Source organism: Bradyrhizobium manausense (genome assembly GCF_018131105.1).
Classification (GTDB): domain Bacteria; phylum Pseudomonadota; class Alphaproteobacteria; order Rhizobiales; family Xanthobacteraceae; genus Bradyrhizobium; species Bradyrhizobium manausense_B.
In genome coordinates this window covers 1171011-1183596 of record NZ_JAFCJI010000001.1, presented here as the reverse complement: position 1 = coordinate 1183596, position 12586 = coordinate 1171011, and the positions used below count along the sequence as shown (strand labels likewise).

Annotated in this window: 11 protein-coding genes and 1 pseudogene; 6 read left to right on the top strand and 6 right to left on the bottom strand. The window is 63.4% G+C overall.

All coding sequences use genetic code 11. From position 1 onward, the window contains the following. Positions 1–524: 524 nt before the first annotated feature. The 4 genes from JQ631_RS05325 to JQ631_RS05310 form a co-directional block, all read right to left on the bottom strand. Entirely contained in the window at positions 525–1613 is a 1089-nt protein-coding gene (locus tag JQ631_RS05325) for a TRAP transporter substrate-binding protein (RefSeq protein ID WP_212324594.1), read from the bottom strand. A 421-nt stretch (positions 1614–2034) separates the two neighbouring features. Further along, positions 2035–3126, bottom strand: a complete 1092-nt coding sequence (locus tag JQ631_RS05320) for a TRAP transporter substrate-binding protein (RefSeq protein ID WP_212324592.1) — start codon at positions 3124–3126, stop codon at positions 2035–2037. Positions 3127–3322: 196 nt separating this feature from the next. Then, positions 3323–4465 carry an Mrp/NBP35 family ATP-binding protein gene (locus tag JQ631_RS05315; RefSeq protein WP_212324590.1) on the bottom strand — a complete coding sequence of 381 codons (1143 nt, stop codon included), beginning with the start codon at positions 4463–4465 and terminating at the stop codon, positions 3323–3325. A gap of 54 nt (positions 4466–4519) precedes the next feature. Then, positions 4520–4957, bottom strand: coding sequence for a VOC family protein (locus JQ631_RS05310; protein WP_212324588.1), 438 nt, complete (start codon positions 4955–4957; stop codon positions 4520–4522). Positions 4958–5125: 168 nt separating this feature from the next. On the opposite strand from JQ631_RS05310, the pseudogene JQ631_RS05305 reads away from it, so the two are divergent. From JQ631_RS05305 to JQ631_RS05285, 5 genes and pseudogenes are all read left to right on the top strand, one after another. Further along, a pseudogene (locus JQ631_RS05305) lies at positions 5126–6022 on the top strand (NAD(P)-dependent oxidoreductase); the annotation flags it as partial. Between the two features lie 12 nt (positions 6023–6034). Then, a complete protein-coding gene (gene nhaD / locus JQ631_RS05300; protein ID WP_212324586.1) occupies positions 6035–7312 on the top strand; it encodes a sodium:proton antiporter NhaD in 1278 nt (425 codons plus the stop codon). A gap of 140 nt (positions 7313–7452) precedes the next feature. After that, the gene (locus tag JQ631_RS05295) at positions 7453–9048 is read left to right on the top strand and encodes a sensor histidine kinase (RefSeq protein WP_212324585.1); all 1596 of its coding nucleotides are present in this window, start codon (positions 7453–7455) and stop codon (positions 9046–9048) included. 44 nt (positions 9049–9092) lie between these two features. Continuing rightward, a complete protein-coding gene (locus tag JQ631_RS05290) occupies positions 9093–9296 on the top strand; it encodes a DUF1289 domain-containing protein (RefSeq protein ID WP_212324584.1) in 204 nt (67 codons plus the stop codon). 28 nt (positions 9297–9324) lie between these two features. After that, complete coding sequence (locus JQ631_RS05285; RefSeq protein ID WP_212324582.1) at positions 9325–9879, top strand: TIGR02281 family clan AA aspartic protease; 555 nt, start codon at positions 9325–9327, stop codon at positions 9877–9879. A gap of 4 nt (positions 9880–9883) precedes the next feature. On the opposite strand, the gene dusA is transcribed toward JQ631_RS05285, so the two are convergent. Together dusA and JQ631_RS05275 are read right to left on the bottom strand one after the other, a co-directional pair. Next, positions 9884–10879, bottom strand: coding sequence for a tRNA dihydrouridine(20/20a) synthase DusA (gene dusA, locus JQ631_RS05280; protein WP_212324580.1), 996 nt, complete (start codon positions 10877–10879; stop codon positions 9884–9886). A gap of 252 nt (positions 10880–11131) precedes the next feature. Continuing rightward, positions 11132–12022: an SDR family oxidoreductase gene (locus JQ631_RS05275; RefSeq protein ID WP_212324579.1), complete on the bottom strand. Its 891-nt coding sequence runs from the start codon at positions 12020–12022 to the stop codon at positions 11132–11134. Positions 12023–12393: 371 nt separating this feature from the next. Here JQ631_RS05275 and JQ631_RS05270 point away from each other — a divergent pair, with 371 nt between their 5' ends. Continuing rightward, positions 12394–12570, top strand: a complete 177-nt coding sequence (locus tag JQ631_RS05270) for a hypothetical protein (RefSeq protein ID WP_212324577.1) — start codon at positions 12394–12396, stop codon at positions 12568–12570. The last annotated feature ends 16 nt before the right edge of the window (positions 12571–12586 follow it).

The window sequence follows — 12586 nt, the reverse complement described above, 5'->3', positions numbered from 1 at the left end:
GCGGCGGTCACCAGAAAAAGACCATTGGTGGAAAGATACTCGACGGACTCGGGTCGAAGGCTGAGATATCCCCCTACGCAGACGGCGATCAGCGCAGAAAATATTCCCGTACCGCGATCGAAAACCAGACCGGACAGGAAAATGCCCGGAAGCAGAAGAAAATAGCCGGGGTATCCGGATAGCATCTGCAGGGCTATCTGCATGACCGAACAAACAAGCATGATCGCGGTGGAGATGCAGTACCGCACAACAACAGGCAGTCGATGCTCGAGCAGCAGCGGATACAGTTTGTTCATCCGGACCAACGGGCCGGGTTCTCGCGCCGTTCCGACTGGAGCTGTCGTATTTTGTTACAATAGCGGGAACTATTTGAAGCCGGCCTGCGCGATGGGTAGAGCGGAGACGACATCGATCCTACGGTTCATCGACATCGAAGCTCATCGCTGCCTCCCCATCTCGTGAGGCCGCCTCGAGCAAAGGCCCCGGAGCTTTCGCTCCGGGGCCTGCATAACACGATGCCGCGCTCAGCTCTGCGAGCGCCGCGACATGAAGACATCGTAGCCGACTTCGGCGACCTGGAACCAGGCGTAGCTGTCGCTCGAGAACTTCGCGAGGGAGTCGTGGACCTTCTTGAAGTTGGCATTGCTCGCGCCGACTTCGGCGTGCAGCTCCTTGGCCGCCTTGTAGCAGGCGTCCATGATCGGCGGCGAGAACGCATGCAGCTTGGTGCCGCCCGCGAGCAGCTTCTTCAATGCCAGCGGATTGGCCTGGTCGTAGCGCGCCATCATGTAGTTGTTGGCGGCCTGACCGGCCAGCTCCAGCACGCTCTGGTAATATTTCGGCAGCGCATTCCATTTGTCGAGATTGACGAAGGCGAGCAGCATCGGCCCGCCCTCCCACCAGCCGGGATAGTAGTAGTGCGGCGCGATCTTGTAGAAACCGAGCTTCTCGTCGTCATAGGGGCCGACCCATTCGGCGGCGTCGATGGTGCCCTTCTCCAGCGCCGGATAGATGTCGCCGCCGGCGAGCTGCTGCGGCACCACCCCGAGCTTCAGGAGCACGCGCCCGGCGAAACCGCCGATGCGGAATTTCAGGCCCCGGAGGTCTTCCGGCGTATTGACCTCTTTCCTGAACCAGCCGCCCATCTGGCAGCCGGTGTTGCCGGCCAACAGCGAGATGACGTTATAGCTCTTGTAGAACTCGTTGAGGACCTCGCGCCCGCCGCCCTGCATGTACCAGGCCTGGTTTATGCGCATGTTCGGGCCGAACGGCACCGACGAGCCGAAGGTGAAGGTCGGGTCCTTGCCGAAATAATAGTAGGACGCGGTGTGGCCGATCTCGCAGGTGGCGTTCTGCACGGCGTCCAGCACCTGCAGGCCCGGCACGATCTCGCCGGCCGCAAACGTCTGGATCTGGAATTTGTTGTCGGTCGCTTCCGCAACCATCTTGCTCATCATCTCGGCGCCGCCATAGAGCGTGTCGAGCGATTTCGGCCAGCTCGTCGGCATGCGCCATTTGATTTCCGGCATCGACTGCGCGATCGCGGGAGCCGCGAACGTCGCGGCACCGGCCGCACCGAGTCCTGTGACCTTGATGAAGTCTCTTCTCTTCATGATTTTCCTACCCTGATGAATTTACGATTGCGGGCCTTCTTGTCGAGGCTTGGCAGACAGCATGGCGCAGCGCCTGACCGAATTCCATCGTGATCGCACTGCGGCAAAGAAAAAGCCCGGCCTCCACGCGGAGCCGGGTCGTCCGGTCCTACGACTTAAGCCGTAGACGGGAGGCGCTGAAGCTCATCGCTCCAGGGATTTGCACCATGGCAAAATTCGGATTAAGCGATTATGGATTCATGCCACTGTTTTGCCCGACGTGTCAAACCCGGCTCCATCCACCGAGCGACGCGCCCTCACCCCGCGTCTACTGTGCATGGGGTTGTTTTGCGGATTTTGAGTGTGAGCCGCCATCGCGGCAAAGAAAAACCCGGCCTCGCGAACGAGGCCGGGCTCTGTCGTCTGGCGACTTGCTCGAAAATCAGCCGCGGGTGCGCGAGCGGATCATGAAGCTGTCGTAGGTGTATTCGGCGACCTGCCACCACAGATATTCGTCGGAGCGATAGGCCTGCATGGCGTCGATCGACTTCTTGAAATCGGCGTTCTTGGCCGAGATCTCGCCCCACAGCTCGTTGGTCGCCTTGAGGCAGGCCTCGAGCACTTCGTTGGTGAAGGGACGAAGCTGGGTGCCGCCCGCGACCAGACGCTTCAGCGCCGACGGGTTCTGCATGTCGTAACGCGCGGCCATCCAGCTGTTGGCGTTGGCCGTCGCGTTGGTGAGGATCGCCTGGTAGTTCTTCGGCAGCGAATTCCACTTGTCGAGGTTGGTGAAGGCGTGGACCATCGGACCGCCTTCCCAGAAGCCCGGGTAGTAGTAGTACTTCGCGACCTTGGCGAAGCCGAGCTTCTCGTCATCGTACGGGCCGACCCACTCGGCCGCATCGATGGTGCCCTTTTCCAGCGCCGGATAGATGTCGCCGCCCGCGAGCTGCTGCGGCACGACGCCGACCTTCTGCAGCACCTGGCCGGCAATGCCGCCGATGCGGAATTTCAGGCCCGAGAGGTCCGCAACGGTCTTGATCTCCTTGCGGAACCAGCCGCCCATCTGGGTGCCGGTGTTGCCGCAGGGGAATCCGATCACGTTCGACTTCTTGAAGAACTCGTTGCCGAGCTGCTCGCCGCCGCCCTGGTACCACCAGGAGTTCTGCTGGCGCGCGTTGAGGCCGAACGGCACCGAGGCGTAGATCGCCCAGGTCGGGTCCTTGCCGACATAGTAGTACGAGACGGTGTGGCACATCTCGACGGTGCCGTTCGAGGTCGCGTCGAGCGCCTGCAGGCCGGGGACGATTTCGCCGGCCGCGAACACCTGGATCTGGAATTTGTTGTCGGTCATTTCGGCGACGTACTTTGCCAGCTGCTCGCCGCCGCCATAGATGGTGTCGAGCGACTTCGGGAAGCTCGACGTCATGCGCCACTTGATCTCGGGCGAGGACTGCGCAATCGCCGGCGAGGCCACCGCGGCTGATGCCGCCGCGCCTGCTGCCGACACTTTCAGGAAATCACGACGCTTCATCTTCAGGTCTCTCCTTGCTGGGGTGTTTCCCCGAACTTTCTCTTCGCCGCCGCTCATTCCGACGACACGGGTCCAAGCCTGCGTCAAACCGAAGGGGCTTCGCTGTCGTGGGCGTTTAACACGGAAGCCACGCGCGCGGAACGCGACAATGGCATGACAGGGGGCGACGAAAGTCGCATGTCCCCAGACAATCGCTTTAGGCCGCTGCGATGACGCCCTTGAGCTGGTCGCGGACCTGTCCCGCGATGGCGCGATAGATCGCCGCATGGGGTCCGTCCGGCTCGCTGTCGACCACCGGATTGCCGGCGTCCGACGTGGCGCGAATCGCCATGTGCAGCGGGATTTCGCCCAGGAACGGTACTCCGAGCTTCTCGGCCTCGTGGCGCGCCCCGCCATGGCCGAAGATGTCGGATTTCGTGCCGCAATGCGGGCACTGGAAGTAGCTCATGTTCTCGACGATGCCGAGCACGGGCACGTTGACCTTCTTGAACATGGCAAGCCCGCGCCGCGCGTCGATCAAGGACAGATCCTGCGGGGTCGAGACGATCACGGCGCCCTTCAGCGGCACGTTCTGCGCCAGCGTGAGCTGGGCGTCACCGGTGCCCGGCGGCATGTCGACGACGAGCACGTCGAGCGCGCCCCATGCGACATCGCGCAGCATCTGCGTCACCGCCGACATCACCATCGGGCCGCGCCAGATCATCGCGGTCTCCTCCTCGACCAGGAAGCCGATCGACATGATGGCGAGACCGAAGCGACGGAGCGGAATCATCTTTCGCTCGCCGTCCAGCTCCGGCTTCTCGTGCAGGCCGGTCAGCCGCGGTACCGAGGGGCCGTAGATGTCGGCATCCAGCAGTCCGACCTTGAGACCGAGGTCGCGCAGGCCCAGCGCCAGATTGAGCGCAGTGGTCGACTTGCCGACGCCGCCCTTGCCGGAGGCGACCGCGATCACGGCAGCGACGCCCGGAATCTCGGACTGCCGCGACATCGGCGATTGGGCGCCGCCCTGCGGCGGCGGCTTGTGGGCATGGACCGGCTGGACGCCGGGTGCACCGCGGCTCGGCTGCGGGGGCGGCGGAGGTGCTGCGCCCGCCTTGCGCTCGGCGGTCAGCGCGACCATCACGGTGGTGACGCCGGGCATGGCGCGCACGGCGGCCTCGGCTTCGGCCCGGACGGATTCCCAGGCCCGCGCCTCGGCGGCATCGACATTGATCGAGAAGAACACCTTGCCGTCGGACGCGCTGATCGCGCTCAGCACATTGGCATTGGTGAGCGCGACCCCGCGGGGCGACTTGATCTTGGCGAGGCTGTCGAGGACCTGTTGCTGCGTCACGCTCAAAGCGCATCTCCCAGAAGTTCAGGATGCCCCATTAGAGCGGAAACGGCCAAAAGGCTACAGCTTGCCGATATCCTCAGCCATCTCGGTTGGAGCTGCCCCCTGCTCCAGAGCCGCCTCGTAATTGAGCTCGATCATGACCCCGTTGGGGTCGTGGACGAAGATCTGCCAGAGGTCTCCCCCGGGCACCTGGCGGGAGTCGAACTTCATGCCCTTGGACGTCAGGCGCTGCTTCATGCCGTCAAAGCCGCGGCTGACGAAGGCGACGTGGTGGACAACGCCGGAATCCGGCTTTTGCGGCTCGGAGGTCGGGGAAATATCGACGAGGTGCACCACCGGCTTGCCCTCGCTGTACATCCAGGCCCCCGGGAAGGCGAAATTCGGCCGCGCGCCTTTTTCCAGGCCCAGCACGTCCTCGTAGAAGCGGACCGTCTCGGCCAGATTCCGGGTCCGGATGTTGAAATGATCGAGCACGCCAACACTCACGCCGCCCATGCCTTCGCTCCCTTGTTTTGAAGTCCTTAGAGTCCCGCCATCCTAGCACAGGAGGCGGCCAAACGAAGCCGTTGCCCTCCGGCCGCAAGGGTTTATGGTGCGCCCGGTCCGCTCCTCAGGCGGAACCCCAAGGACCCGGCTTGGCGCCCCTCGCCCGGCTGCAACCGTAAAACTCAAGCTACGGACACACACATGGCTAAAGTCGCTTTCCTCGGTCTCGGCGTGATGGGATTCCCCATGGCCGGACACCTCGTGAAAAAAGGGGGCCATGAGGTCACCGTCTACAACCGGACCGCGGCCAAGTCGAAGGAGTGGGCGGACAAGTTCGGTGGCAAGACCGCGGCGACCCCGAAGGCCGCGGCCGAAGGCCAGGACTTCGTGATGTGCTGCGTCGGCAACGACAACGATCTGCGCGCAGTCACGATCGGCGCTGATGGCGCATTCGCCGGCATGAAGAAGGGCGCGACCTTCGTCGACCACACCACCGCTTCGGCCGAGGTCGCGCGCGAACTCGATGCGGCCGCGACCAAGGCCGGCTTCAAGTTCATCGACGCTCCCGTCTCCGGCGGTCAGGCCGGCGCCGAGAATGGCGTGCTGACGGTGATGTGCGGTGGCGCCGAGGGCGCCTATGCCGGCGCCGAGCCGATCATCACGGGCGCTTACGCACGGATGTGCAAACTGCTCGGGCCCGCCGGGAGCGGCCAGCTCACCAAGATGGTCAACCAGATCTGCATCGCCGGCCTCGTGCAGGGCCTCTCCGAAGGCATCCACTTCGCCAAGAAGAGCGGCCTCGACGTCGCGGCGGTGATCGAGACCATCTCCAAGGGCGCGGCGCAGTCCTGGCAGATGGAGAACCGCTACAAGACCATGAACGACGACAAGTACGATTTCGGCTTCGCGGTCGAATGGATGCGCAAAGATCTCTCGATCTCGCTGGCCGAGGCCCGCCGCAACGGCGCCAATTTGCCGGTCACCGCGCTGGTCGACCAGTTCTACGCCGAGGTCGAGAAGATGGGCGGCAAGCGCTGGGATACGTCGAGCCTGCTCGCACGCCTCAATCGCTGACCTGATATTGCCTTGCTGACCGCGATCGCCGCAATCTTCGTCCTGACCTATGCGGCGATCGCGCTCGAGCACCCCCTCGGCGTCAGCAAGACCGCAACCGCGCTCCTCGGTGCGGGGCTGCTCTGGACGATCTATGCCGTCACGATCGGCGATCATGCGCTGGTCAGTCATCAGCTCGACGAATCCGTCGCTTCGACCGCGCAGATCGTGTTCTTCCTGATCGGCGCCATGACGATCGTCGAGGTGATCGACGCCCATGACGGCTTCGAGGTCATCACCTCGCGCATCGACACCACGAACCAGGTCACACTGATGTGGCTGGTCGGATTCGTTGCGTTTTTCCTGAGCGCGATCCTGGACAATCTGACCACGACCATCGTGATGGTCTCGCTGATCCAGCGGCTGATCGCCAAACGTGACGACCGCCTGCTGTTCGCCTCCCTCATCGTCATTGCCGCCAATGCCGGCGGCGCATGGACCGTGATCGGCGACGTCACCACGACCATGCTTTGGATCGGTGGACAAATCACGCCGTTGAACATCATGCGGGCGGTGTTCCTGCCTTCGCTGGTCAATCTGCTCGTGCCCCTGGCTTTCATCAGCCTGTCACTCAGGGGAAAGACCATCGCGGCGCCGCCAAGAGACAGTGGATTGCTCACTGTCGACAGGTTCGAGCGCAATCTGATGTTCTATCTCGGGCTCGGCGTCCTGATCGCTGTGCCCGCTTTCAAAACGGTCACGCATCTGCCGCCGTTCATGGGCGTGCTGCTCGGCCTCGGCATCGTCTGGCTGATCGGTGAGGTCATTCACCGCGACAAGGACGAGCATGTGCGCCGTCCCCTTTCGCTCGCGCATGCGCTGACACGGATCGACATGGGTTCGATCGTATTTTTTGTCGGCATTCTCCTGGCGGTCGCCTGCCTCGAACATGCCGGCCTCCTGACGATGCTGGCCCGATGGCTTGAGGCGACCATCGGCCGCCAGGACGTCATCGTCGTCGTGCTCGGCCTGCTCAGCGCCATCATCGACAACGTGCCGCTGGTCGCCGCGACCATGGGCATGTACGACCTCGGCCACTACCCGCCCGACAGCTTCCTCTGGGAGTTCATCGCCTATTGCGCCGGCACCGGCGGTTCGATCCTGATCATCGGCTCGGCCGCAGGCGTCGCTGCCATGGGGCTCGAGCGGATCGAGTTCCTCTGGTACGCCCGCCGCATCGCGGTCCCGGCATTCGCCGGCTATCTGGCGGGCGCCGTGGTCTATGTCGCGCAGCATGCGTGGCTGCACTGAGCGGCGCTTGCCGCAGATTCAAATTAACGCCCGGTTAACGTAATTTTTTAGCTCCTTAAGTCACCTCTTAAGGATTTCTTGCCAGAGATAGACAATGCAGAAGTCCCGCGTCCGACGTGGGCAGGAATCGTTGTTGCTTGATGAGTAACCCCGCGGAAAAGCCTGAGGTAGTGCAGCTTCCGGCCGAGCCGGTCAGCGCTCCATCAGCGAGCAGCCGAAGGGCTGCGTCGCAACGGGTGCGCGAGGCGCGCGATAAGTTAACGTCGACCAGCGGAACCCGACCGGCCTTCGACGCCGAGCTGTTGCGCCAATATGCGCAGACGCGGCTCTCCGCCTCTTATGTCGTGATGCTGCTGGTGGTCGCCACCGGCGTGCTGTTCGGCTTGTGGATGCAGCCGATCCCGGCTGCGGCCTGGACCGCCGGCATGATCTGCATTCACGCGGCGATGATCCGCAGTTGCAAGCGTTTCCTGACCGAACCCGCCTCGCCCATCGCGACGCGCAGCTGGCGCACGCGCTTCGTCGTGCTCGACCTGCTCTACGGCCTGTGCTGGATGGCGATCCTGATTCATCCCGTGCTCGACACGGTCACGGAAACGCTGATGATGTTTCTGATGCTGCTGGTGATCGCAGTGTCGAGTATGCTTGCCGCCAATCTGCCGATCGCAGCGCTGGCCGCCACCGCGCCGGTTGCGGTCGCGATGGCGCTGAGCTTCGTGATGAGCGGCTCGCTGGACAATTACATCCTCGGCGCGCTCTCGCTCGCGGCCGAAGGGTATTTCGTGTTGCTGGCGCATCGCCTGCACTCCTCAACGTTCGCCACGCTGGAGGCGCGAGCCGAGAAGGACGCATTGATCGGCGAGCTTGAGCAGGCCAAGGCGATCTCGGACGAAGCGCGTCATCGCGCCGAATCCGCAAACGTCGCGAAATCACGTTTCCTGGCGCAGATGAGCCATGAGCTGCGCACGCCCCTCAACGCCATCCTCGGCTTCTCCGAGGTGATGAAGAGCGAGATCTTTGGCGCGCATGCTGTGCCGGTCTACAAGGAATACTCGGCCGACATCCATAATTCCGGCGTGCACCTGCTCAACCTCATCAACGAAATTCTCGATCTGTCGCGGATCGAAGCAGGCCGCTACGAATTGAACGAGGAAGCGGTGTCGCTGGTCGGCATTGTCGCCGACTGCCATCATCTGATGAAGCTGCGTGCCTCCAGCCGCGGCATCACCATCCACGAGGTGTTCGAGCAGGCGATGCCGCGGCTCTGGGCCGACGAGCGCGCGATCCGCCAGGTCGTGCTCAACCTGCTCTCCAACTCGATCAAGTTCACCCCGCAAGGCGGCGAGATCTGGCTGAAGGCCGGCTGGACCGCCTCGGGCGGGCAGTATCTCTCGGTAAGAGATTCCGGCTCCGGCATTCCCGAGGACGAGATTCCGGTGGTGCTGGCCTCGTTCGGTCAGGGCTCCAATTCGATCAAGTCGGCCGAACAGGGCGCAGGCCTCGGCCTGCCCATCGCCAAGAATCTGATCGATCTGCATGGCGGCACGTTCACGCTGAAATCGAAGCTGCGCATCGGCACAGAGGTGATCGTCACCTTCCCACCGGAGCGCGTGATGAGCGCGCTGGCGCCGCTGTCGGAGGATGCGCCGCCGCTCCAGCCCGAGAGTTCCATGGTGCCCGACGAAAAGCGCCGGCCGCGGCACAAGCCGATCATGAGCGCGGGCACGGGTTCGTAAACACATGCTTGCAGACCTGCCCGCCTATCCCCCACAATGCCCGGATGAGCAAAGAAACGCCGTGCGTCGCCGTCTGCATGATCGATCCCAAGACCAGGCTGTGCTTCGGCTGCGGCCGGACCTTGCCGGAGATCGCACGCTGGCACACCATGGAGAGCGCGGAGCGGCTCGCGCTGATGGCGCTGTTGCCGGCGCGCATGGCGGACGCCGGTTTGCAGCCGATCGCGGGATCTGCGAAACGCGCCTGACGGGCCCGCGTGCCATCGGAGGCGCGCGATGATCCGCTTCCTGCTCGTTCTCATGATGCTGGCCGGCACCGCTGGCGCCGTGGTCGCCTATGGTGATCCAGACCAGTTTGCGCGCGCGAGCCACAAGGTCTCGCACATTTTTCGCGCACAGACGGCGAAGCCCGCCCCCGCAGTGCAGATCCAGCGCGGCCAGGGCGGCGAGTTCGCGCTGCGGGCCAAGATCAACGGCGTTGCCGCACCGATGGTGATCGACACCGGCGCCACCTCCGTGGTGCTAACCTGGGAGACCGCGAAAGCAATCGGGCTTCCGCTCGAAATGCTCGAATATGACGTCGACCTCGAGACCGCCGGCGGTCACACCAAAGCGGCGCGGCTCACGATCGACCGCCTCGCTGTCGGCCATCTCGTCGAGAAATCGGTGCCGGCACTCGTGGTGCAGCGTGGGCAGATGAAGACCAATTTGCTCGGCATGAGCTTCCTCGATCGCCTGGAGAGCTGGGGCGTCCGCTCCGACACGCTGATGCTCACCGGCTATCCGGAGCTTCAGAGCAGCCACCGCCGCTCGCGGACGGCGGTCGATTAACAGGTCAGGCCGCAGCTTCCGCCGGCACTCGCGCGCCGATACGCGCAATCGCATCGCGCAGCACGTCCAGGCCAGCCCCCGGCTTTACACCCTGCTCGGCAAGATGGCGGCGGAAGGCGCGCGCGCCGGGGACCGCGTGGAAGGCGCCGACGAAATGCCGCGTGATGGCGTGCAGGCGCGTGCCGCGCCCGAGTTGCGCCTCGATATACGGCATCATCGCCTCGAACGCGTCCTGCATGGTCGCGTGCGGTGCCGCCTCGCCGAACAGGTCGGAATCGACCGAGAGCAGCCGCCACGGCTCCTGATAGGCGGCGCGGCCAAGCATCACGCCGTCGACATGAGCAAGGTGCGCCTTCGCCTCCTCGATGCTTAGGACGCCGCCATTGATGATGATGGGCACATCCGGCATCGCACGCTTGAGCCGATAGACACGCTCATAGTCGAGCGGTGGGATGTCGCGGTTCTCCTTCGGCGACAGACCGTTCAGCCAGGCCTTGCGGGCATGCACGATCAGAGCATCACTGCCCGCGGCCACGACGGCGCGCGCGAGCGCATCGAGCGCGACTTCGGGATCCTGATCATCGATGCCGATGCGGCATTTCACGGTAACGGGAATGGAGACCGCGCGCTTCATTGCGTCGACACATCTCGCAACGAGTTCGGGCTCCGCCATCAGGCAGGCGCCGAAACGGCCATCCTTCACGCGATCCGACGGGCAGCCGACATTAAGATTGATCTCGTCATAGCCGAACTCCTCGCCGATCCGCGCAGCTTTCGCGAGTTCGCCGGGATCCGACCCGCCAAGCTGAAGCGCCACCGGGTGCTCGGACACGTCGAAGCCAAGCAGCCGCTCCCGGTCACCATGAATGATGGCGCCCGTCGTCAGCATCTCCGTATAGAGCAGCGCCCGCTTCGTCAGATGACGGTGGAACACCCGGCAGTGCCGGTCGGTCCAGTCCATCATCGGGGCTGTGGAAAACTTCCGATCTAAGTCATTCATTTAACTGAGTCATTTACTTCAGGATCGATCCCGCATGCTATTGGACCGATTAAGAAATCTGGCTATTCGAGCTTCCACCGTCCGGTGCTTCTAGGACCATATAGGCATGAATTGGAAGCGGAAATCGCGCCTCCAGATTTTCTGGTGCGCGAGCAAGCGTACACAGGCCGCACGCGGGGCGAGCATAGGAGTTTTTGGTGGGGCCGTGTCCGAGGGGTCACGGGCGTCGAAGCCGCGATCCCGATTGGCGCGCTACGGCTGGCCCGATCCGCCGGCGGAGCCATAGACCTGCCCGGTCGCATAGCTCGCATCGGCGGCAGCAAGCTGCACATAGACCGACGCGAGTTCGGCAGGTTGGCCGGGGCGGCCGAGCGGCGTCATGCCGCCGAACTTTTCGAGCTTTTCCATCGTAGCGCCGCCCGAGACCTGGAGCGGTGTCCAGATCGGTCCCGGCGCAACGCCGTTGACGCGAATGCCTTTCGAGGCGAGTTGCTTTGCCAGCGACTTCACATAATTCATCGTCGCTGCCTTGGTCTGCGCATAGTCGTAGAGATCCGGCGAAGGATCGTAAGCCTGCTCAGACGTCGTGCCGACGATGCAGGACCCTGCCTTGAGGTGCGGCAGTGCCGCCTTGATGATCCAGAATGGTGCGTAGATGTTGGTCTTCATGGTCGCATCGAAATCCTCCGACGAGACGTCGAGGATGGAGGCGCGGGTCTGCTGACGTGCGGCATTATTGACGATGATGTCGAGCCCGCCGAGGCCCTGTACGGCTTGCGCAACCAGCTTCTTGCAGAAGGCTTCGTCCTTGAGGTCGCCGGGGATTGCCAGGCCGGCACGGCCTTCTTTCCTGATCAGCGAGATCACCTCCTGGGCGTCGGGGTCCTCCGCCGGCAGATAATTGATCGCGACGTCGGCACCCTCGCGTGCATACGCGATCGCGGCTGCGCGGCCCATGCCGGAATCGCCACCAGTGATCAGCGCCTTGCGGCCAATGAGGCGGCCTGACCCCTTGTAGCTGGTCTCGCCGTGATCGGGACGCGGCTCCATCTTGCCAGCAAGGCCCGGCCATGGCTGCGACTGCTTCTTGAACGGCGGCTTCGGATAGCGGGTGACGGGATCAATCAATTCCTGCTCGGCCATAACATTTCCTTTCGCCGTCGGCGATGCCAGCGAAGCCGCAGCGAACGTCACGCTCGCCGCCCGGACAATTTGCGGCGTGACAGTCATGTTTCGTCTTGATGCGTCATGCGCGGATCTTTCCGGCGACCAACCCGGCCTCGGGACCGAGGTTCCTAGTCCCGGGAATTGCGGCCGATGCGCGGTTGATCGATCGGCCGACACTTTCCTGGCTTAGCCGATCAGAACAGAGCTCGCCTGCGAGTTCCCGCTTTAACAAATGTTACGCTTGCAAAGATGCCGGCCAGCATTGCATATTTTTCCCGATGACCATGATCTCTGTCTGAGCTTAGAATTTTGGCGCTCGGCCGTAAGCTGGATGCGAGGGACGTTCGATGGAAGACTACAAGGCCTATCTTCTCGGGCCGGACGGACATATTGCCGGCCGGGTCGATCTCGTCTCTGTCGACGAAGACACCGCGAAGGAGCGCGCTCAACAACTCGCGCAGGATTGCGGCGTCGAGCTCTATCGCGGCCCTCTGAAGATCGCGGAGTTTGATCCGCACCAGTAGCGATGTTCGAATTGGC

Bases quoted from the DNA above. Each gene is read 5' to 3' on its own strand.
- dusA (WP_212324580.1), bottom strand. From the start codon at position 10,879: ATGAATGACTTAGATCGGAAGTTTTCCACAGCCCCGATGATGGACTGG.
- JQ631_RS05270 (WP_212324577.1), top strand. From the start codon at position 12,394: ATGGAAGACTACAAGGCCTATCTTCTCGGGCCGGACGGACATATTGCC.
- JQ631_RS05320 (WP_212324592.1), bottom strand. From the start codon at position 3,126: ATGAAGCGTCGTGATTTCCTGAAAGTGTCGGCAGCAGGCGCGGCGGCA.
- JQ631_RS05310 (WP_212324588.1), bottom strand. From the start codon at position 4,957: ATGGGCGGCGTGAGTGTTGGCGTGCTCGATCATTTCAACATCCGGACC.
- JQ631_RS05290 (WP_212324584.1), top strand. From the start codon at position 9,093: ATGAGCAAAGAAACGCCGTGCGTCGCCGTCTGCATGATCGATCCCAAG.
- JQ631_RS05295 (WP_212324585.1), top strand. From the start codon at position 7,453: ATGAGTAACCCCGCGGAAAAGCCTGAGGTAGTGCAGCTTCCGGCCGAG.
- JQ631_RS05275 (WP_212324579.1), bottom strand. From the start codon at position 12,022: ATGGCCGAGCAGGAATTGATTGATCCCGTCACCCGCTATCCGAAGCCG.
- JQ631_RS05325 (WP_212324594.1), bottom strand. From the start codon at position 1,613: ATGAAGAGAAGAGACTTCATCAAGGTCACAGGACTCGGTGCGGCCGGT.
- JQ631_RS05285 (WP_212324582.1), top strand. From the start codon at position 9,325: ATGATCCGCTTCCTGCTCGTTCTCATGATGCTGGCCGGCACCGCTGGC.